This window comes from Paenibacillus algicola (assembly GCF_005577435.1).
Classification (GTDB): domain Bacteria; phylum Bacillota; class Bacilli; order Paenibacillales; family Paenibacillaceae; genus Paenibacillus_AQ; species Paenibacillus_AQ algicola.
The window spans coordinates 3,139,040-3,159,275 of the sequence record NZ_CP040396.1; the positions used below are offsets into that span (position 1 = coordinate 3,139,040).

A 20,236-nucleotide genomic window follows, 5' to 3' on the forward strand; every position below is an offset into this window, starting at 1 on the left:
CTAAGAAGATTTTTGGCTTAGTTCTCTCCCTAAAAAGAAGATGGTGCACACAGGACGCCTACCTAATTCATTCTGCACCGCGCGCAGCTCCCAGCGCGCGGTGGGGAAGAACGGGTGTCACCACACGCCTGCCCTATTTTGGTAGAATACTTTAAAAGTATTCCTCGAGTGTAAACACTCCAGTTGGTGGGAAATGACCTGTTGACTCTATTAAAAATAGTCAACGACTCGCTGTATTAGTAGAATACTATTGTTCACGATTAAAGTCAATAGTTCGCAAATAGCGAATTAGTATAATCATGGTACTTCTACAAGGATCTGTTTCTTCACCGACTTTGTAGTCTATTAGTCTATCCCGTACGTATGGCTGTAGCGATCCAAAGTGATAACAACACTTGAATGTCCCAATCACTCCGATTCAACCTTTGGATGTACGCTTCTGTTGGAGCAGCAAACTGGCATGTGTATGGCGGAGATCATGAAACCGAATTGTAGGAAGCTCTGACTTGCGAAGCAAGTCTAGCCAAAGTGTTTCAAAGTAGTAGGTGCTTACAGGGCAACCGAGTTTGGCTAATATAACCAAAACATGATCGGTGTAACTGACCTGGCACCAGCAGCGAGTTTGTCCTGCGCAATGAGGATTTTTCTCGCTAAGTGCATTGATTGTGATCCAAGTCAGTTTTATTGTCCGGATGATGGCTTTCGTATTAGGCTCTTGAATAATATGCCCTTACTCCCCCGTGTGTATGATTGTAAGACAGTGATTGCGGTTAAACACCCTTATTATGGACACTGCACCTCTTATTCGATCTAGACCAAAGTATTGCTTTAAAACTCTTCCATTTACTCATAAATGCGCACTTTGAGCCGCGTTAGACTTTAACTTGCTTTGGTTTTACTGTCCCATCCTTGACCGCCTTCATATATTCATATGGAGAGAAGTCGTAGATGCTGCCATGTAGACGAATTTGGTTGTAATCTTGAATAAACTGAATAACCATTTCATAAGCCTGCGGATAGGTATCGAATTCATTGCGACGATAGCATTCTAGTTCGATGATGGCATGATAGGACTCGATGTGAGCATTTTTGTTCGGCGTTTTAGGTGGAATACGCTCGTGGACCATACCAAACTCCGTACAGACCTCTGCAAACCGGTTGCTGATAAACTGCGGACCCTTATCGGAACGTATGACAGGTTTATCTGCTTGATCAAAGAGCTGGCGCTTCATAAGCGCTTCTTGCGTGATTTGAACGAGATGCTTGGCCTCACAGGTCAGTCCGATATGATAGGTGACAATGGCACGATCAAACACATCTATGATACTCATAAGTAGAAAGAAAAATCGCTGCTCTCCATGAATCCATCCATATTTAATATCGACTTCCCACAACTGATTTGAGGCGGTTATTACGCGATTGTTCGCAAGTCGCTTGGGGTATTTGAGGATGATTTTGCGCTGTGGGCGAAGTACATCCATGAGCTTGCAAAGGCGGTATACTTTCTTTTTGTTAATCCTCAGCTTGTAGCGTCTTCGAAGAAGCACCGTAAGCTTACGATAACCATACGCTGCGCCTTCTCCTGCCAAGAACTCCGTAATCCATTCACTGATCTGTTCATCGCTAACGTGCTTGCCGTCTTGTGTGTATGAGTAACCAGGTGCGGGGCGACCGACCCTGTGGATCGATTTGGCTTCTTGCTGGATTCTATTCACATGTGCATAATACGTAGAACGTTCGACCTCTAATACACGCAGTACAAAGTTGATGTTATGCCCTTGTCCAATGTATTTCTGGGCAATCTCTATTTTATCCGCAAGTGCGGGTTCGTTTTTTTTAGTAGGTCTTTGAGAATATCCCTCTCTAAGGCTTGCTCCGCAAAGAGCTTCTTCAGTTTTTCATTTTCTTATTCCAACTGTGCATAATCTTCAGCAGTAGGAATGAATTTCGCTTGCTTAACACTGTTCCCGTCTAACTGATCCAGATCCCCAGATCCTTACGGTTAGCTCTCTGGCCCATCTGAGAACCATCTTAGGATCGAGCTCATGTTGACGAGCTACCGCCGTCATATTACCAATCTCTTTTCCCTTGGCTACCACCATTTTCTTGAAGTTTAAGTCGTATTGTTTCTTTTTCATCTCTCGTTCCCCTCCACTTGATTTCATTGTATCTATGTAAGGGGTGTACTGTCCAAGTCTAAATAGGGCTTGCTGAACGATTCTTTATCCAGCCTTCAGAGCTAGGCGTCCACGAGACTGCATCGTGAAAATGAGGAAAAAAAGAACGCGGAGCCTACGTTCCAAGTTCATCACCAGAAGCTGTAGCGTAATCACCGATTCACTTGTCTTTGCAAGGCGTGCGCGAATACAGCCAAGTCCATACTTGCGCTTGCCTTCTCCAAACTTGCCTTCAATCGCGTTTCGTTCGCCGGTGTCCTGTTTGAGAACTTGCTTTTCTTCGCTTGTCGGTCCATTTTTCGGCTTGCGCCCCAATGCTGGTCCACGGAGTCGGATTCCATGTTGCTTGCAGAAGCTCCGGTTTTCGCGCGTGCGATAGATTTGATCGGCTTGGACGACAGCCGGATAGAATCCCATACGCTTGCGGTACTTCTCGATCACGTCAATAAGCGTCGTGCTCTCGTTGAAGTTATCCCAGGACAACCGATCCAGGAACGCATAGCCTTTGGTCATGCTTACTGCGATCTTGGCTCCGAACTCGACGCGTGCCTTGGCTTTCCCTCGTACAATCGGCCGGATATGCGGCTGATGAATGCTGACGATCCGATCTTCCATCTGGTGAGAACGTGCATTGTACATGTGTAACTGCTGACGGTAAAGTTCATGAATGACCAGCAAGTCTCGGTAGGCTTTGCGGCTAAGCAGCGTGAGCTCCTGCACCTCGGCTTGTTCGGCGATGATGGCAAGGTTCCGTCCAACGTAACCGAGTTGAAGTCTGATGGCTTTGCGAATCACTTTTGGTCCCGGCCTTCGTTGCTTGGAGACGGCAAGAAATGGTTTGCGCGCCTTTTCCCGGTACGTACGTGGTTTCGCCGTTTGTCCGATGAACGGTTCATGCAACGTATCGATGATCGCTTCGAGCTTCTCCCGCGCTTCATTCAGCAGGTTCAGATCTGTGGGATATGATACATCCGCTGGCGCGCAAGTGGCATCTACCAGCATGGTCCCTTGATTTTGCAAAGCTGTCGCTTCTGATGCTGTCGATACCAGATGCGCTTCAGAAACAAACGTTGTCGCTTCAGGACTCTCTGGCATTGCGGCCGTCTGGGGTGGTCCTGCTTTTGACGATTCATCCGCCGCCTCCACAAACATCGTCTGCTGTTCGGCTTGAACGGCAAGGACTTCCTTCTTCGAGCGCTTTACTTTTCCTTGAGCACCGCCGCTTGCGTCATTGCTGTCTTCATCGTCTTTTGTTTCCTTCGCGCCCGTGGAGGCGACGAGCTCGTTCAGTTCAGCCAGCACTTCCGTCAAGCGCTTTCGGAAATGCGTCATCATGGAATGATGGAACGGCTGCTTCATCGCGAATCCGGGCAGACCGATGAAGTATTGCATATAGGGATTTTCACGAATCGATTCCAGGGTTTCTCTGTCCGTCAACTGCATACGCTCTTGAATGATTAATGCACCAAGCCCCATCCGCAAACGGATCGTTTGTTGACCGCGGAGCGTGTCTTTGAAAAACTGTCCGTACTTTTTCTCGGCTTCCACCCAAGGCACCAACCGCGCCAACTGAACCCAGCGATTTTCTTCGTTCAGTTTCCCTCCGAAAGGGAGAAAGAAATCGCCTGGCATGATCCATTGATTTTCGAGATACGAAATGTTTCGAGTTGCAATGGCGCTTGAGAAACCATGGGAACTCACGCACATTGAATATGATGATCAGGATGAAGCCTGGCATTTGTTTGTCGATTTCGAGAAAGGCGCTGAGTTCGCTTGTCCCAACTGCGGGGCATCAAGCAAGGTTCATGATACTGCCCAGAAACATTGGCGGCATCTTGATTTCTGGAATTGGAAAACCTATATCCATGCCAGAGTACCAAGAACAGAGTGCGCGAATTGCGGTAAAATATTGCTTCTCCCTGTTGCATGGTCACGTCCGAAGTCACACTTTACGCTGTATTTTGAAGCCTGGGCCATGCGTCTCATGGCAGAAATGCCTGTGAATGCTGCCGCCCGTGAGCTTCGAGAGCATGATACCCGCATGTGGCGGATCTTTCGTTACTACGTGAATACAGCGATGACAGCATTGGATTTGTCGAAAGTGAAGCGAGTTGCCGTGGATGAGACTTCTGCACGCCGTGGCCATCGTTATATTACGTTGTTTGTAGATGTCGATACCAAGTTAGTGCTGTACGCGACGGAAGGCAAAGGGAAAGTTACCCTTGTACGCTTTCACAACCATTTGCTGGATCAAGGCGTAGAACCCGCGCAGATACAGGAGTTTTGCAGCGACATGTCGGTCTCTTTTATAAGCGGGATTGAAGAGCAGTTTCCCACAGCAGCATTGACTTTCGATAAATTTCATGTGATGAAGTTGGTCAATGAAGCCGTTGACGATGTGCGTAAATCGGAACAAAAAGAAGCTCCGCAACTCAAGAAAACAAAGTATCTCTGGTTAAAGAATGAAGCCAATCTAAAGACGGAGCAGAAGGAAGAACTGCAAAGTCTCAAAGACAGCAACTTGAAGACGGGCAGAGCATATCGCTTAAAGCTCGCGATGCAGGACTTATGGACGACGCCTCATCTACTTGCTGATGTGTATCTTCGTGAATGGGTCGGCTGGGCGAGACGATCTCAACTGGAGCCCATGATGAAACTTGCTAAAACCATTAAAACGCATGAAGAAGGCATACTTCGATGGTTTCATAGTAAGATGACAAACGGATTGCTTGAGGGTATTAATGGACTTGTTCAAGCTTCTAAACGCAAAGCTCGCGGATACCGAAACGTGAATAATTTGATTGCTATGGTTTACATGACTGCTAACAAAACACGACTTCCAGCCCTCGCTGCACGAAGGAGCTGAACTCGTCAGTTCCCTCTTTCCCTTTATACCAGATTTTAAAGAAACTCTCAGATCTAAGCGATCCTATGAATCTACAGAATTCGGTGTTAGCCACTCAATCCAGCGAAGAGCCTAATTTTATTTGTCAGTTACGGTTCAACTTAATACTTAAAAGTAGTATAAGTTAAAGCTTAGGTATTTAGCAGGTTTCTTTAAAAGATGACTAGAATTAATATCCCAATATAGAATTTTTCTTGTTGATTCCATTTGGTAGATTTAGAGGATTTTGATGATCATTGTCGAAGATAAAATTTAGAAGTGCTGCTGGAAGCAGTAAGGAATGGTTTGGGAGCGGAGCGATAGTGATGAAGGTAACGTTAGACCAATTCAAGAAGTGTTTATTCCATAGAAATCTTGAAGTGATGAACTTCGAAGATCTTTCCTGTAGAATCCGAGGATTGCATAAAGATGAAGAAATTTGTAAATCGGATACTCAGGAGACATTCGATTCGTTGTTGGAGCTATATGCCCACTTCTATAGCATAATGGAGGCCAATCTGCACATTCTTGGAACTGCATTGAACTTTCAGGAGGACTTGCGAAAGCGTCGGGTTGAGTGTGAGTCAAGCGTGGAGCGCAAGTGGATAAGGCATCTGACAGAATACGCCTATATTTCAGTCGAAGATTTCCATCCAGAGTCATTAAGCTTGATCCAGGGGGATTTCCAGGATGCTTCAACGCGGGAGCAGCTTTTACTGCTGCTTTATGTATGGGTGAGGCGTCTGGATTTATTTTTGGGTTACATGGATTACCGCTCTACAGCCACGCAAGGACTTTTTCCTTATGAGGTCAGTCGGGGCCGGTTAATAAAAAAATATCGAAACACCTTAGGTCTTCATGTGCAGGAACAGACGCATAAATCATTAACCGATCCCAACTACTTGGACTTGCGGAATGATATTAGCTCGGTGTTTCTCATTCCCCGAACGTCAGATAGCTACAAGGTCAAGCCGGTTTCCGTGAGTGACGCCCAGCACATCCAGATGGTCAATTTAACTAAGGATTGGGACCATGTCCGGTTCGGTTTTTTTCCTGGGCTACTGGAGAGCTTCGATGAGTATGATTGGCATTCGGAAGACCGCGGCCACGGAGAGACTCTGTTTCATTTTAAAGAGGTTCAGCGGGAGTCCTACCGGGAATCTGTACTGCAGGCAGTTCAAGCTCTTGCGGAGCGGATGCCCCATTTTATAATGCTGCCAGAACTAACGACGCCCTTTGGGTTACAAGACCAAATAGGACAACTATTCTCTTCCGGCAAAGCGGACGGGTTAGTGATGCCTGGAAGTTTCCATGTCTCCGGAGAAGAACTAGGAGATGGACATGAACCTGGAAGGGTCTACAATTACTCGCAGGTATGGTCTAAAAATGGGCGTAAGTTGGTAGGCGTCTACAAGATGAATCGGTTTGAATTCACCGCTAAAGAGCCTTGCTGCGAATCCCTGAAGCCATACTTAAAAAGCAAAGGTGTGGAACAAATTGATTATACGCACAGGACCCTTCAATTGATAGAGACACCTATGGGGCTTGTGGCGGTACTTATCTGTGTGGATGCCATCGTGGATCAGGTGGAGCAAATTTTAAAGGATTACCATGTTGCATTGGTGTTCGTAATGGCCATGACTGGTAACCCTGGAGGAAGCCACTTTGAGGAGAAAATGAAGCGGTTGGGCAAGTGCAACCAAGCGGTGACTGTTGTATGTAATAACCCACTGGGGCTTCAGCTTACCGGCAAAAGTCATACTGTTGTAGTGTACTTCCCGTTACCAAATAAGGTCTATACTGATGAGAGACGGGATTTTATCATCGATGTCGGTGAAATGTACAGAAACGGTTGATAAAACGTAATTTATTGCATAGAATAAAGGAGAAGTGAAGTATCGGTGTAATGAATAAAGGGTAACATGTAATAATAGTGAAGTGGGGGTGTTGGAAAGTGAAGTTACTGGAGCATGCACTGCGTGATTTGAATACGGATTTATCAGCGGATAATCCCCTATTGGATAGAAGGTTAACGACAGTACAAGATTATATTTGCCATTATGTGAACGCCCGCGATTATGATCGGTTGGTGGAGATTCGGGAGAGCTTGCTAGAGCTTGTTCAAGAATTGAATCATAAGGATCTACTGAACTTCCGTCTGGGGAGAATCTCCGCGTTGACTGAGGTAATCTGGGGGATTACAGCGGATCATCGACTTATGAGCGATGCTTCCGTGTTGGCGCCGAAGGAGCAAGCTTTTATCAGCAGTCTTCACCAACACAAGGAAATGACCAATTCCGAATTATCCAAACTATTCTATATGGAGCCTAATCATACTAGCAATGTATTGGCCAAGTTACGCAAGCTAGATTTTGTATTCGTCAGACCCTCCGGCAAAGAACGATGGTACTCCTTGACGCCGATCGGTGAGAATGTAGCCCGTAAGTTGGATGAAGAACAGCAGCGTCAACAGCGAAAAAAAGTGGAGATAATAGCCGAAGATGACAATGCGCACGAGGTAATCCGACCAGAGCAGATGATGTTGTATGAAGAGGAAAAGTCGTATTTCAGGGAGCAAGGAACTTATCAAGACTCAGTCGTGTTAATGAATACATGGGGAGGGGAGGGAAGGAATTATGTCAAACCAAGAATGCATGGAAAAGGTAAACCAATGGTTCAGATCATTGGAAATGCCGCTTCAAGAGCTAGTGATTGCGAAGATCGGTTCTGGCAAAGAATCGATTTTGAACTATGTAGAGAGTAAGTTTCCAGATATTCTGGAGCCACTCCGGACGGTTTTGTCAGATCTGGAGTCTCGCTCTAAACATAAAAATTCCTTGGAGTTAGCAGAGGAATTGGAGAAAGAGGGTTTTCAGGAACGACTGTTTCTCAACAAGTTGTTAGAAATGACTGGTATCCTTTTGAAGCCCTACAAGGATGCAAGCTATCTGCGTAGTCTGGAGGTGTCTGAATACCGAAGGTTCATCCGAACCGTCATTACGGACGTATATGTAGACCGAAAGTATATCACCCCCAAGAGGTTGATTCAGGAGTACACGACGGACCAACCGGAAGAATGTAAGCGGGCGTATGCCGTTATCCGGTTCATCTTAAATTCCTTCTACAGACATAATTCCTCTTTTGAAATTGTGGAGAATTATATGAGTAAGCGGCTGGATTTGCCAATGGATAAGGTTGAAGATTTCATTCGGGAGATGGAAAAAAACCGGGATGGGCTGGAGCGATACTTCCTGCTCGAGCAGCTATCCAAGTTGAACGACACTCTCAACGAACTTGCCGCTGGAGTGGAAGACGATGATGAATAAATAATACGGAAACGTGAAGCGGTTGAGCAAAAGCTTAACCGTTTTTTAATGATTCTTGTAGCAGCAAGGCATTCTGCCTTAAACAATTTCAGGGCAGAATCGACAGCTGGAGCGACTGGATTAGCTATGAGGGGAATGCGGTGGCTACGGGAGAGGAATAGTTTGAAGCGTAAGCTGGAATGTAGCATTGATTTCGAAGTACATCGCTCATGTGGCGTTGTACTTCTTTGTGCTTGTTACCGGAACCATGATGGGGCCAGCCCCGTGATTCCACTCATTCAGTATGACCAGCTACCGATCTTCCATAATAGCTTGAGCTAATGTTAGCTTCTACATTTGTCAAAGATTTAGATACAAATACACGTTCCTACTCTTACATATTATGCTATAATTAACTAGGCATGTGGAACGACTTGCAAGGGTGGTCGGCTACCTCTCTATAGAAGGGAGGGATGCTCATGGAGGTTAAGGATGCACTGACATTGATGATTAGTTTTGGTGCGCTCATTGTAGCGCTGCTTACGCTGGTCGTCGCCATTGTCACTGCATTGAACCAAAAGAAATAGACCGCCCCCCTGCAAGGTAGCGGTCTATTACTGATCGTTTCACCGAAGCCGACCGCCTTTGAAGCGGTCTATCGTGCCAAGGAGTCGTGTTCGCGCACGGCTCCTTCTTTAGTTTTATTATAACGACCTCTGTTTATACGTGCAATAAGGAGATGGGAAATTGGGTCCCCCATATAGAAAATGAACAAGAAGACATAAAATTTATACAAGAAGTAACGAACGTATTCCTTATAATTCATAATTGTAAGCGCTTTAATTCAAGAGGATTAGGAGGGTTGCATTCACGGATTGGGTAACCGCACCACATTATTTTACTCAGAAAGGGAAGTGATGTCATGTTTAATCTTCAACGCGCTTTACCCCCATTACGAAAGTCTGTACTCTATGCAGTGATGCTCTCGCTCACCTTGTTTACCGCTCCAACGGTCTCTCAGGCCGCATCGGTCACATGCAGTACGGCATCATGCCTCACCTCAGCCCTTGCGAATGCACAGCCTGGCGATGTGATCACTCTTGCTGCAGGAGTCACGTTTACAGGTAACTTCGTCGCCGCGAAGAACGGCACAGCCTCTGCCAAAATCACCATTAAAGGCGCCAGCTCCACCAACAAACCCATCCTTAACGGCGGCACGACCTCCAGCGGTTATGCGCTGTATATTACCGGAGATCATTACGATATCCGCAATGTGAAGGTGACCAATGCCAAAAAAGGCATCATGCTCGATCATGCCAACTACACCTGGATGGAATATGTGGATGTGTACAGCATTGGCGAGGAAGGCGTGCATTACCGGGACGGCAGCTCTAATAATACCATTAAGAATTCGACTGTATCCGATACCGGAAAGCTGAACCCTGAGTATGGTGAAGGCGTTTATGTCGGTTCGGACGTTGGCAAGTGGGGCAGCTACATTAAAGAAACGAAAAACAACCGGATTTCATCCGTTACTTTCGGGCCTAATGTCCGGGCTGAGCATGTTGATATCAAGGAAGGATCTTCTGGAACTACGGTTGAGAACTGTACTTTTAACGGGACAGGCATCGCCGGTGCCAATTATGCAGACAGCTTTATTGATGTAAAGGGCAATAATGATGTTATCAAAAATAACGTCGGCTACCGAAACGGCAACAGCAAGATTGTAGACGCCTTCCAGGTGCACGAGCGCGTCAGCGGATGGGGACAAAATGCGAGCTTCACCGGGAACACCTTGTATCTGGATAATGCTACACCTTACGTGGTCAATACTGACACCGGCGCTACCGCAACAGCTTCAAACAATACCCGCAGCCCTTCCGGCAACATGTATAAGGGAAGCGTCAACTAATCCCCCTCCCTCTCTTCTGCAAGAAATTGCCGTTGAGGGGGTTTTTTAATGATTTTGCTGTGTGGGTTGAGGCTTAAACGAGATCCGGATGCTGAATCACACCGATATATTCATAGGAGGTTACCCTCCCGGATATCCCTTTGCCTAATGATCTCAATCTACCTTTATCCACCAGCAATTTGCAATATTTGATCACGGTGGTGGTGTGCAGCTCCAGTTCTCTCGCGGCAACGTACGGACGAAGCACCCGGTCGTGACGAATGGCTGCTCGCATGAGATCGCGCTCTATTTTGGAATACATCCGTTGCTCTGGCAATGCTTTGGCGGGCTGCCAAGCAAACAGGTAGGGAAACAAAATCGCTCGAAGGGTTGTCTGCAAAAACGATGCATCTTCCTTTAACTGATCCAGCGAGACATAAAGCACCGTGCAGTCTTGAGATTGAAGAAACAGTCCACGATTTAAATCCATTCTATATTTTGTACAATCCGTGCCGTGTGATCCGTAGTCCATGATCTCTATAGCAATTCGCGAGCCGCCAATTTCCCATAACAGATCTACATAATAGGACCTGCCGCGCCAGTCCCGAACCTCATACTCGGGATGAAGTCCGTCAAAATGCCCCGCAAGCGGCCACCAAACCCGTTCGACAAACAGACGATTCCCGTAGCCATGCCCTCTTTTTAGGGCGTCTAGCCGCTCCCCCTTTCTACGTTTGAGATGATCGTTCAACCACTCATCATGCTCCGCCTCATATCCCACACTTCATCCCTCGCTTTATTGGTTATGCCCATAAACATGTAAAAAGCCCCGCCCTTTCTCTCTCTCGAGAAAAAAGACGGGGCATGCTTTGCCTCGTTGTATCTATGCTCGCAGCATCCATCACACATGAATTAACATTAGCGTATTTAGAGCTTAATACAACTGAGCCAACTTGTAAATGGGTATTATTTTTTTGAATCCACGACGTGGTGTCTGTGGCTGCAACGAGCTCGGTTTTTCGCGTTCGTTGGGCGCGGGGGCGGCTTGCGGACGCATCGTGTTCAGTTTTTCGTACTCGTTTGGCGCGGGGGCGGCTTGCGGGCGCATCCAGTTCGGTTTTTCGCGTTCGTTCGGCGCAGGGGCGGCCTACGGGCGCATCCAGTTCGGTTTTTCGCGTTCGTTCGGCGCAGGGGCGGCCTGCGGGCGCATCCAGTTCGGTTTTTCGCGTTCGTTTGGCGCGGGGGCGGCCTGCGGGCGCATCCAGTTCGGTTTTTCGCGTTCGTTGGGCGCGTGCGCAGCCTGTGGCTGCAACGAGCTCAGTTTTTCGCGTTCGTTTGCTCCGCATCCGCCCACAGCGTCGATTACAACACACCAAAAACCGGCACCTGGAAAGCTCCAAGTACCGGTTACATAGGTTAGCGCTGTAAGACTCTAGTGACCATGGTGGCAAATTCGGCTCTAGTAATTGCTTTTGTAGGGCGGAAGGTGCCGTCTGTGTAGCCTGTTACAATGTTGTTGGCAGAAAGTGCATGAATGTAACCAGCTGACCAGGAGTCGGCTTGTACGTCCGGGAAGGACGTCGAACTATTACCGCCAAGCTGGAAGGCTCTAACTACCAACGCCGCCATTTCTGCACGGTTCAATTGATCATTCGGACGGAATTTGCCGTCTGTATACCCCGTCATCAGGCCAGCTTGCTGAGCTGCACCGATATAACCGGCGGCCCAGTGAGTGCTCGGCACGTCCTTAAAGCTGCCCCCTTGCTGATTCAGTCCCAGCTCCATAACCAACACTTTTAATGCTTCGGCACGGGTAATGCTGAGGTTTGGCCGGAAAGTTTCATCCGGATAGCCGGAGATCAGCCCTCTTTGGATCAGGAACTGAATGCTGCTGTTTGCCCAGTGTCCTTGTGTGTCTGCAAAAGTTTTCAGCTCCGGTGTCGGCGTAACCGGCACTTCTGGTTCTCCTCCTGGTAATTCCGGAGTTGTCGGAGTCTCCGTACCACCTCCATTTACAGGTGGTGTAGTCGGTGCCGGTGTAGTTGGTGCGTCACCGCCACTACCGTTTCCTGGTGGCGTGGTTGGCGTCTCATCTCCGCCATTTCCTGGTGTTGTCGTTGGCGGCACGTAGCTCAAAGCAGGGGCAAACGTGGTTACACTTTGAGCCATGCTTTGCTGCTCCAGCGCATATCCCATAGCGAGCACATTCGCATCATCCCATGCTTTACCAACCAGCTGCATGGAGATGGAGTATCCATTAGGACTTGTGCCTACAGGAACTACTACCGTCGGCAAACCGACGCTAGAGGTCAACACTCCGGTTCCTCGGTCAGAACTCAACTGCGCCGCTTGAGCATCATTGTTGTACATATCGCTAATAAAACCGGCGTAAACCACACTGTCTACTTCATATTCGTCCATCCAGCCTGCGATAATATTTTTGTAGTTCGTTCTGTAATCAATATATTTCTGTACTTCTTCCTCTGACATTCGAGTTCTATTTTGGTTGGCTCTTTGGTTATACAGCAGTACTTTCTCGGAAGCGAGCAGTTCATTCGCTGAAGCATAAGGGAAGTTGGCATGAGGCTCTAGGTACCTTGCCCAGCCTTCTGCACCTGGATTGCCCTCAGTTTTTTCCCCTCCTCCAGGTGGGGTGGCCATCTCAACCATAATAGCTCCTGCATCTTCCAAATGCTTGAATTGATCTATGATTGCCTGACCTGTGCCATCATCTGCAAAAGAAGAGTTAAACGATGATGGAATATAGCCAATTCGTTTCCCTTGAAGGGCATTGGTATTCAGGGCTGCAGTCCAGTCTGCCGGTCTTTTGGCATCTGCTTCTACAGTCAGTATATCTGAGGGATCCGTGCCTGTTGTGGCATTAAGCAAATAAGCAAGATCTGTAACTGTACGGGCCATCGGACCTGCATAATCCTGTCCCCAAGTCAGCGGCATCACGCCACTCACGCTTGCCATTCCATCTGTCCCGCGGAATGTGGTCAAGCTTGCTCCAACCGTAGGCGCGTACAAGGAAACGCCAGTTTGTGTGCCCATTGCAGCGGCTGCAAAACCTGCTCCGACAGCTACTGCAGAACCACCGCTAGAACCGAATGAGGTTTTGGAAGGATAAAGTGCATTCCAGGTTTGCATCCAGCCGCTTTCACTAAAGCTGCCACTATTTGCAAATTCGGATGTATTCGTCTTACCAATGATTACAGCTCCCGCTTCTCTCAGCTTTTGAACCTGATAGGCATCAGAGCTTGGCTGCCAGCCTTCCAGTGCTCTGGACCCGCCGGTAGTCGGCATATCCTTCGTGTCATAAATGTCCTTGATCGCAATCGGTATGCCTAGCAGTCCTCCCCGCTGACCCCCACGGCGAGCCTGATCTGCTTCAATGGCCTGCTGAATTGCCGTTTCCGACACATGGAGGAAGGAATGGAAGCCGAGCTGACCCATGTCATAGGCCGCAATGCGGTCTAGATATGCACGAGTTATAGCCTCCGAGGTGGTGACGCCAAGTTCCATGTCTCGCTGCATTTGAACAATGCTTTTGTTGAACACATCGTAGTTGGAGGTTGTCACCAGCGGTGCTGAGGCCGGCGCGGCAGGAATGTTTAGTCGTGTAGGCGCTGCACAGGCTGAAGCATCAAACTGGTCCAAGCTCGACAGGTCCCAGTTACTGATGGTACATACCTCTTCAGCGGTCAACTCAGTCAGATCCGGATTCATCACCAGTTGATTCAGTGAATCCGCAGCTTGAGTTAACCCGTCTGTTCCCGTCTCCCCTGCCACGACAAATCGTGCAAGCGACTGAGTCTCGCCGGGCTCGATCGTCAAGCTGTGGATGAAGCCGTAGAAGTTGGAATCATTGCCGTATGTGGCCAAAGGAACCGTAAACGGATCCTGCTGCTGATTCCCCGTCCCCTGCAGTGCTCCTGCAAACGGAGCGGCGGATCCCAGGACTACGCCAATCGGTCGATCAGATGACCTGGAATTTGCAATTAAAGCCCATGCATCATCGGATTCGATGGACGCATCTCCACTGGAAGTCATTTTCACCACGCCTTGGTAGTTGCCCGTTCCATAACCCAGCGAGCCCCCGAACGAGACATCAACGGTTACCGGAGAGCTTGTTGTATTCGTAAAAGTATCAAAATAACGCACACGGTTGTTTGCACTGTTGAAGTAAATATCACGTGTAATATGTACATCCCCCAGATTTACCGCTTGAGTTGTTGCAAATTCATCCTCACCGTCATATACCAGCCCAAAGCCTCTCATCATTTGACCATTCATCCGAGGCTCCGGTGAAGTCGAAACCTGAACAAAAATATTGCCGAAGCCCTGAATCGGCGTATTGACCGCTCTGCGAATGCTGCCTGTGTCAAGGTTAGGTGCGTAGGAATCGTGAACCTCCCACTCTGTACCGCTTGTTGATGTAACCTTAGTTAACGCATTGACGCTGTTGAACGGTACAACTCCTGCAAAAACCATACTGAGTGCTAGAGTTGCGGCAAAAGCTGACTTCTTGCTCTTGCTTCTCTTCCTCCTTCTGGGGTCTAACGGATCTTTAGCGGACTGTTTCTTCTCGGACACTGACGTATTCTGGATGTTAAACATGGTCCTCCAACTCCTTCTAGCGGTTTTGAAGTGATTCTATCACCAATAATTTGCATACGTCAAGTAATTTACTAAATTGATGTTATATTTTATAACATATAAATATCAGATATAGGTGATATCGAGAGGATTAGTAGGAGTTTAGTAGATTTTAGAGCGGATTTAGTAACTCTATAGAGAGTTTAAGATAACTAAATATGACATATAGCGTTATTACTATGTGATTTATTATGTTGATCATGAATCGCCAAATCGGCGCAACGAGTTCGGTTTTTGGTGTTCATTTGGCGCGGGGGCAGCATGCGAGCGCATCGAGTTCGGTTTTTGATGTTCGTTAGGCGCGGGGGCGGCTTGCGAGCGCATCGAGTTCGGTTTTTCGCACTCGTTTGGCGCAAAGGCGGCTTGCGAGCGCATCGAGTTCGGTTTTTGGTGTTCGTTAGGCGCGAGGGCGGCTTGCGAGCGCAACGAGTTCGGTTTTTCGCACTCGTTTGGCGCGGGGGCGGCTTGCGAGCGCATCGAGTTCGGTTTTTCGCACTCGTTTGGCGCGAGGGCGACTTGCGAGCGCAACGAGATCGGTTTTCCGCACTCGTTTGGCGCGGGGCAGCGTGCGGGCGCAACGAGTTCGGTTTTTGGTGTTCGTTAGGCGCGGGGGCGACTTGCGAGCGCAACGAGTTCGATTTATGGTGTTCATTTGGCGCGAGGGCGACTTGCGGACGCATCGTGTTCGGTTTTTAATGTTCGTTTGGCGCGGGGGCGGCTGGCGGGCGCATCGAGTTCGGTTTTTCGCGTTCGTTGGGCGCGGGGGCGGCTTGCGAGCGCAACGAGTTCGGTTTTTCGCACTCGTTTGGCGCGGGGGCGGCTTGCGAGCGCATCGTGTTCGGTTTTTCGCACTCGTTTGGCGCGAGGGCGACTTGCGAGCGCATCGTGTTCGGTTTTTCGCACTCGTTTGGCGCGAGGGCGACTTGCGAGCGCATCGAGTTCGGTTTTTGGTGTTCGTTAGGCGCGAGGGCGGCTTGCGAGCGCATCGTGTTCGGTTTTTGGTGTTCATTTGGCGCCAAGGCGAATTGCGAGCGCATCGTGTTCGGTTTTTTGCACTCGTTTGGCGCGGGGGCAGCATTCGAGCGCATCGAGTTCGGTTTTTCGCACTCGTTTGGCACGGGGGCGGCTTGCGGGCGCAACGAGTTCGATTTATGGTGTTCATTTGGCGCGGGGGCGGCTTGCGAGCGCATCGAGTTCGGTTTTTCGCACTCGTTTGGCGCGGGGGCGACTTGCGAGCGCAACGAGTTCGGTTTTTCGCACTCGTTTGGCGCCAAGGCGGCTTGCGAGCGCATCGAGTTCGGTTTTTCGCACTCGTTTGGCGCGAGGGCGGCTTGCGGACGCATCGTGTTCGATTTATGGTGTTCGTTTGGCGCCAAGACAGCTTGCGAGCGCAACGAGTTCGGTTTTTCGCACTCGTTTGGCGTGGGGGCGGCTTGCGGACGCAACGAGCTCGGCTTTTCGCACTCGTTTGGCGCCAAGGCGACTTGCGGCTGCATCGAGTTTGGTTTTTCGCATTCGTTCTGCGCCAAAACAGCATACGTCCGCATCGAGTCCAGTTCTTCACGTTCGTGCGGCGTGCATCCACGCCACTAAACAAAGGGAGTACAGCAGAATCGCTGTACTCCCTCATGTTTCATCCGCCTTACTGATTGTTAGCTTTCCACTCATCGAATTGCTTCTGGGCTTCAGCAATGACTCTGTCCATGCCAGCGTCTTTGAATTTCTGCTGTGCCTTTGGCAAGTATACCGCTGCGTCCACAGAGCCCGTGTACAGAGCCGAAATAAATTCTTTTGACACGTTGGAAATGGCAGCTACCTCGGTTTTTACAGGAGACGTATCAAAGTTAAAGCCGAAGGTGGGTGCGGTAGTAGCCGAGCTGTTAAACTCATCGAACGCTTCCCACTTGTCTGCCGGCTCACCTTCATGCAGATAAGTCAGGTACATGTTACCCAAGGCAAATCCAGGCATGGAGTAGTTGTCCTTCATCGCTGGCAGATCCTCGATATATGGCGCATCCAGCTTCGTGTAATGCGTGTCTTCAATGCCGTATTGGATCATGTTGCGAAGCTTTTCATCGGTGTTCAGCAGGTTCAGGAACATCATGGCCCGCTCCGGATTTTTGGAGTACGAGGAGATCGCCATCATAGAGCCTGCTGCAGAGCCTGTGTAAATGATCGGATCCTGCATTGGACGCGTGACAATGTCGTAGCCAGCACTGCGGGACCAGCCGAGCTCCGCATAAGGCTGTGTAATTTCACGGTCTACGAGCCATTTGCCTGTCTTCATATTGTCAATGCCGTCCAGGGTAGCAATATCCTCCCGAACATATCCTGCCTTGTAGTATTTGCGCATCGTATCCAGAGCGCTCTTCAGCTCCGGGGACTCCAGGATGTTAACGAATTTGAAATCCTTGGTGTCGATGTACATCCCGATTGGAATTTCATCACCCAGCACGAAATCAAATGGCATGTATGGCTTGAAGCCCTTCGCCACCGCTAATGGCGTAACATCTGCCGGCTCGTTCTCTTTAATCGTCTTCAGCAGCGGCTCCAGATCTTCAAGTGTGGTCACGTTGGAAATGTCCAGATTGTATTTGTCCAAATATTTCTTGTTAAAACGCCATACAAATTGCTGTGCCAGTTCTTTGTTCGCAGGGATTCCGTAGTTCACGCCGTTGACCTTCGTTCCTTCCAGGAAGCGAGGATCCAGCACGTCAATGATACCTTGACCGTACTGCTCCAGCAGCTCATTCAGCGGCTTGAAGGCCCCCTTTGCTGCATTCGGCAAGTAATCAAATGCCCAGGAGCTGGTGAATGCAATATCGTAGTTTTCACCGGAGCTGGTGATTACCTGCATTCTTTGGCTGTAATCGCCCCAGTCAATCATGCTCAGCTCCAGCGTCGCATTGATCTTCTCCGTCAAATATTTATTGATCTCTTCCTGCACCAGCGGTAAGTCCTTTTGGTTCGGTCCGATCATGAACATTTTCAGCTTAACGGGCTCCAGCTTGGATGAATCTACCGTGCCATCGCTCTGTACAGCTGCGCCCTCGGATGAAGTGCCAGCCGCTCCGGTACCGCTGTCCTTGCTGCCGCATGCGGCCAGGAACACCGACAGCACCATGATGAGGGATAGCGATAATAGTGAAAGCTTTTTCTTAAACATGTGTTTGCCCCCTTAAGGTATTTAATGAGCTTGCTATCTATTGATACCGCTTACAACCCGTTCCCGAAAGAAGCAGGAGCACCTGCCTCTTCATCTAAGAACGTATTTTGTTCACGGGGTCAATCTTACCTTGTCTGTTATCCTTTCACGGAGCCTACGGTTAGGCCCTGGACAAAATACCGCTGGAAGAACGGATACGCCATAATAATCGGCAGTGTAGCCAGCACCACCATCGCCATACGAACCGTTTCCGTCGGGATTCCGGCTGCCGCATCGAATGAGCCGAGATTCTGGGCATTCTGCGTCAGAAAATCCATGTTTTTCTCAATCTGCATCAGCAGATATTGCAGCGGCGGTGTTTTTTGCGGATCGTTGTAGTACAGCAGCGCATTAAACCAGTCATTCCAGTAGCCTAGCGAGCTGAACAAGCCAATTGTTGCAATGCCCGGCAGCGAGACCGGAAGCACAATCCGCACAAAGGTCGTAAATTCGCCGGCTCCGTCAATACGGGCAGATTCGATAATTTCATCCGGCACCGTCGTCTGGAAAAATGTCCGCATCACAATGATTGAGAAAGCGCTGAGTGAGAGCGGAAGAATCAGAGACCAGATCGTATTTTGCAGGTGCAGGAACTGGGTCATGACGATGTAGCCGGGAACCATTCCACCTGAGAACAGCATGGTGAAGAACGCAACGAAGCTGAAAAATCCCCGGAATTCAAAGCTGCGGCGCGACAACGCATAAGCGTAGGTTGTGACCAGCGTCAGGTTAATCAGCGTGCCCAGCACCGTAATGAGCAGCGTCAGACTGAAGGAGGACAGCAATTCTCCCCCGGTTTGAAAAATATACGAGTACGCCGCGGTGCTGAACTGGCTGGGCCACAGGCTGAAGCCCTCCATGGCCAGTGTCTGCTCATCTGTCAAAGAGATCATAATAACAAACAAGAACGGGAAAATACAAGAGAAGGCGAACACCCCAATAATAATATTGAAGATCACATTCCAAAATGGCGAGATCGCATTATAGTCTCTTTTACTCCGGGCTTGCGGCGCCGGATCATGTCCGGCTGTTGGGTACTGCGGCATCTTGTTCACCTCCATGCTTAGAAAAGAGCGTGGTCTTTTTCAATTTTCCGGACAATGTAATTGGACAGCAGGATCAGGACCAGACCAACCATCGACTGATACAGCCCTGCAGCGGTGCTCATCCCGATGTCTCCCATATTGACCAGGCCTCTGTATACAAAGGTGTCAATAACGTTCGTAACCGGGTACAATGCACCGGAATCCTTCGGCAGCTGATAGAACAGACCAAAGTCCGAGCGGAAAATTCCGCCAATAGCCAGGATGGTCAGGATAATCATCAACGGCTTCAGCAGCGGCAGGGTAATGTAGCGCGCCTGCTTCCATTTGCTCGCCCCGTCAATGACAGCGGCCTCATAATAGGATTTATCAATTCCCGTGATCGCCGCCAGATAGATCACACTGTTATACCCGACGCCCTTCCAGATCCCGACGAAAACGAGGATGTACGGCCAATACTTTCCTTCGGAATACCAGCTGACCGGATCCCCTCCGAAAAAGGTAATGATCTGGTTCAGCGTCCCCTTATCCACACTCAAAAAGGTGAATGCGAAGTAGCTGATAATAATCCAGGAGAGAAAATGCGGAAGAAACATGCCGGTCTGATAGATCTTGGCCAGCCGCTTGTTCAGCAGCTCATTCAGCAGCATCGCGAACCCTACCGCAACCACCAGACCGAGAATGATAAAAGCCATATTGTACAGGATGGTATTTCGCGTAATGATGTACGCATCATTCGTCGTAAACAGATACTCAAAGTTCTTGAAGCTGACCCATTCGCTGTTGAAAACGCTGGCAAAAAATCCGTCAGGACTAATTCTGAAATCCTTAAAAGCCAACACGGTGCCAAACATCGGCAGGTACGCAAAAATCAAAAACCAGATGGTTCCTGGCAAAATCATCAGCAGCATAAACCGGTTGCGGATTATCTTCTTGATGAATGCCGACATAGGCAGTCCCCCTTACTGAGCGCACGAATGTTAATCAGGCTGCCTCAAGACCTATTGGCAAGCAGGAGGCTGTCCCGATGGTCCATAGCCTTGCAGCACGTGCTTTTTGTACTCTTATTGTG

The 20,236-nt window shown here is 48.9% G+C and carries 16 protein-coding genes; 8 read left to right on the plus strand and 8 right to left on the minus strand.

Translation table 11 applies throughout. The features are described from left to right. Window positions 1-872: 872 nt before the first annotated feature. The 3 genes from E6C60_RS14645 to E6C60_RS14655 all read right to left on the minus strand — a co-directional run bounded on the left by E6C60_RS14645 (window position 873) and on the right by E6C60_RS14655 (window position 3,809). A complete protein-coding gene (locus E6C60_RS14645) occupies window positions 873-1,808 on the minus strand; it encodes an IS3 family transposase (RefSeq protein WP_138226516.1) in 936 nt (311 codons plus the stop codon). A 147-nt stretch (window positions 1,809-1,955) separates the two neighbouring features. Beyond that, a complete protein-coding gene (locus E6C60_RS14650; RefSeq protein WP_138226517.1) occupies window positions 1,956-2,138 on the minus strand; it encodes a hypothetical protein in 183 nt (60 codons plus the stop codon). Between the two features lie 84 nt (window positions 2,139-2,222). After that, entirely contained in the window at window positions 2,223-3,809 is a 1,587-nt protein-coding gene (locus E6C60_RS14655) for a transposase (RefSeq protein ID WP_233281250.1), read from the minus strand. Between the two features lie 40 nt (window positions 3,810-3,849). Between E6C60_RS14655 and E6C60_RS14660 the strand changes: the two genes are divergently transcribed. The 6 genes from E6C60_RS14660 (at window position 3,850) to E6C60_RS14685 (ending at window position 10,278) form a co-directional block, all read left to right on the plus strand. Further along, window positions 3,850-5,043 (plus strand): ISL3 family transposase, encoded by a 1,194-nt coding sequence (locus E6C60_RS14660; protein ID WP_233281019.1) that lies wholly within the window; start codon window positions 3,850-3,852, stop codon window positions 5,041-5,043. Window positions 5,044-5,384: 341 nt separating this feature from the next. After that, window positions 5,385-6,917 carry a hypothetical protein gene (locus E6C60_RS14665; protein ID WP_138226520.1) on the plus strand — a complete coding sequence of 511 codons (1,533 nt, stop codon included), beginning with the start codon at window positions 5,385-5,387 and terminating at the stop codon, window positions 6,915-6,917. A gap of 98 nt (window positions 6,918-7,015) precedes the next feature. Further along, entirely contained in the window at window positions 7,016-7,825 is an 810-nt protein-coding gene (locus E6C60_RS14670) for a helix-turn-helix domain-containing protein (protein ID WP_138226521.1), read from the plus strand. After that, on the plus strand, window positions 7,770-8,387 hold the full coding sequence (locus tag E6C60_RS14675) for a hypothetical protein (RefSeq protein WP_217496338.1): 618 nt from the start codon (window positions 7,770-7,772) through the stop codon (window positions 8,385-8,387). Before E6C60_RS14670 ends, E6C60_RS14675 begins: the two co-directional genes overlap by 56 nt. A 458-nt stretch (window positions 8,388-8,845) precedes the next feature. Next, window positions 8,846-8,953 carry a putative holin-like toxin gene (locus tag E6C60_RS14680; protein ID WP_138226523.1) on the plus strand — a complete coding sequence of 36 codons (108 nt, stop codon included), beginning with the start codon at window positions 8,846-8,848 and terminating at the stop codon, window positions 8,951-8,953. 335 nt (window positions 8,954-9,288) lie between these two features. After that, window positions 9,289-10,278 carry a right-handed parallel beta-helix repeat-containing protein gene (locus E6C60_RS14685; protein WP_138226524.1) on the plus strand — a complete coding sequence of 330 codons (990 nt, stop codon included), beginning with the start codon at window positions 9,289-9,291 and terminating at the stop codon, window positions 10,276-10,278. 73 nt (window positions 10,279-10,351) lie between these two features. Here the strand turns inward: E6C60_RS14685 and E6C60_RS14690 are convergent, their stop codons facing one another. Then, complete coding sequence (locus E6C60_RS14690; RefSeq protein WP_233281020.1) at window positions 10,352-11,008, minus strand: hypothetical protein; 657 nt, start codon at window positions 11,006-11,008, stop codon at window positions 10,352-10,354. A 223-nt stretch (window positions 11,009-11,231) separates the two neighbouring features. Here E6C60_RS14690 and E6C60_RS21170 point away from each other — a divergent pair, with 223 nt between their 5' ends. Further along, window positions 11,232-11,672, plus strand: a complete 441-nt coding sequence (locus E6C60_RS21170; protein ID WP_138226526.1) for a hypothetical protein — start codon at window positions 11,232-11,234, stop codon at window positions 11,670-11,672. Window position 11,673: 1 nt separating this feature from the next. Here E6C60_RS21170 and E6C60_RS14700 read toward each other — a convergent pair whose 3' ends face one another. Continuing rightward, complete coding sequence (locus E6C60_RS14700; RefSeq protein ID WP_233281021.1) at window positions 11,674-14,877, minus strand: amidase family protein; 3,204 nt, start codon at window positions 14,875-14,877, stop codon at window positions 11,674-11,676. A 792-nt stretch (window positions 14,878-15,669) separates the two neighbouring features. On the opposite strand from E6C60_RS14700, the gene E6C60_RS14705 reads away from it, so the two are divergent. Further along, the gene (locus E6C60_RS14705; RefSeq protein ID WP_138226527.1) at window positions 15,670-16,509 is read left to right on the plus strand and encodes a hypothetical protein; all 840 of its coding nucleotides are present in this window, start codon (window positions 15,670-15,672) and stop codon (window positions 16,507-16,509) included. Between the two features lie 49 nt (window positions 16,510-16,558). On the opposite strand, the gene E6C60_RS14710 is transcribed toward E6C60_RS14705, so the two are convergent. The 3 genes from E6C60_RS14710 to E6C60_RS14720 all read right to left on the minus strand — a co-directional run bounded on the left by E6C60_RS14710 (window position 16,559) and on the right by E6C60_RS14720 (window position 20,114). Continuing rightward, a complete protein-coding gene (locus E6C60_RS14710) occupies window positions 16,559-18,082 on the minus strand; it encodes an ABC transporter substrate-binding protein (RefSeq protein ID WP_138226528.1) in 1,524 nt (507 codons plus the stop codon). Between the two features lie 137 nt (window positions 18,083-18,219). Then, the gene (locus tag E6C60_RS14715; RefSeq protein WP_138226529.1) at window positions 18,220-19,167 is read right to left on the minus strand and encodes a carbohydrate ABC transporter permease; all 948 of its coding nucleotides are present in this window, start codon (window positions 19,165-19,167) and stop codon (window positions 18,220-18,222) included. Window positions 19,168-19,184: 17 nt separating this feature from the next. Next, window positions 19,185-20,114, minus strand: a complete 930-nt coding sequence (locus E6C60_RS14720; protein ID WP_138226530.1) for an ABC transporter permease — start codon at window positions 20,112-20,114, stop codon at window positions 19,185-19,187. Between the last annotated feature and the right edge of the window lie 122 nt (window positions 20,115-20,236).

Excerpts from the sequence above, each read along its gene's own strand:
- E6C60_RS14650 (WP_138226517.1), bottom strand. The coding sequence starts at position 2,138 with ATGAAAAAGAAACAATACGACTTAAACTTCAAGAAAATGGTGGTAGCC.
- E6C60_RS14655 (WP_233281250.1), bottom strand. The coding sequence starts at position 3,809 with ATGCCAGGCGATTTCTTTCTCCCTTTCGGAGGGAAACTGAACGAAGAA.
- E6C60_RS14660 (WP_233281019.1), top strand. The coding sequence starts at position 3,850 with ATGGCGCTTGAGAAACCATGGGAACTCACGCACATTGAATATGATGAT.
- E6C60_RS14680 (WP_138226523.1), top strand. The coding sequence starts at position 8,846 with ATGGAGGTTAAGGATGCACTGACATTGATGATTAGTTTTGGTGCGCTC.
- E6C60_RS14685 (WP_138226524.1), top strand. The coding sequence starts at position 9,289 with ATGTTTAATCTTCAACGCGCTTTACCCCCATTACGAAAGTCTGTACTC.
- E6C60_RS14700 (WP_233281021.1), bottom strand. The coding sequence starts at position 14,877 with ATGTTTAACATCCAGAATACGTCAGTGTCCGAGAAGAAACAGTCCGCT.
- E6C60_RS14710 (WP_138226528.1), bottom strand. The coding sequence starts at position 18,082 with ATGTTTAAGAAAAAGCTTTCACTATTATCGCTATCCCTCATCATGGTG.
- E6C60_RS14715 (WP_138226529.1), bottom strand. The coding sequence starts at position 19,167 with ATGCCGCAGTACCCAACAGCCGGACATGATCCGGCGCCGCAAGCCCGG.
- E6C60_RS14720 (WP_138226530.1), bottom strand. The coding sequence starts at position 20,114 with ATGTCGGCATTCATCAAGAAGATAATCCGCAACCGGTTTATGCTGCTG.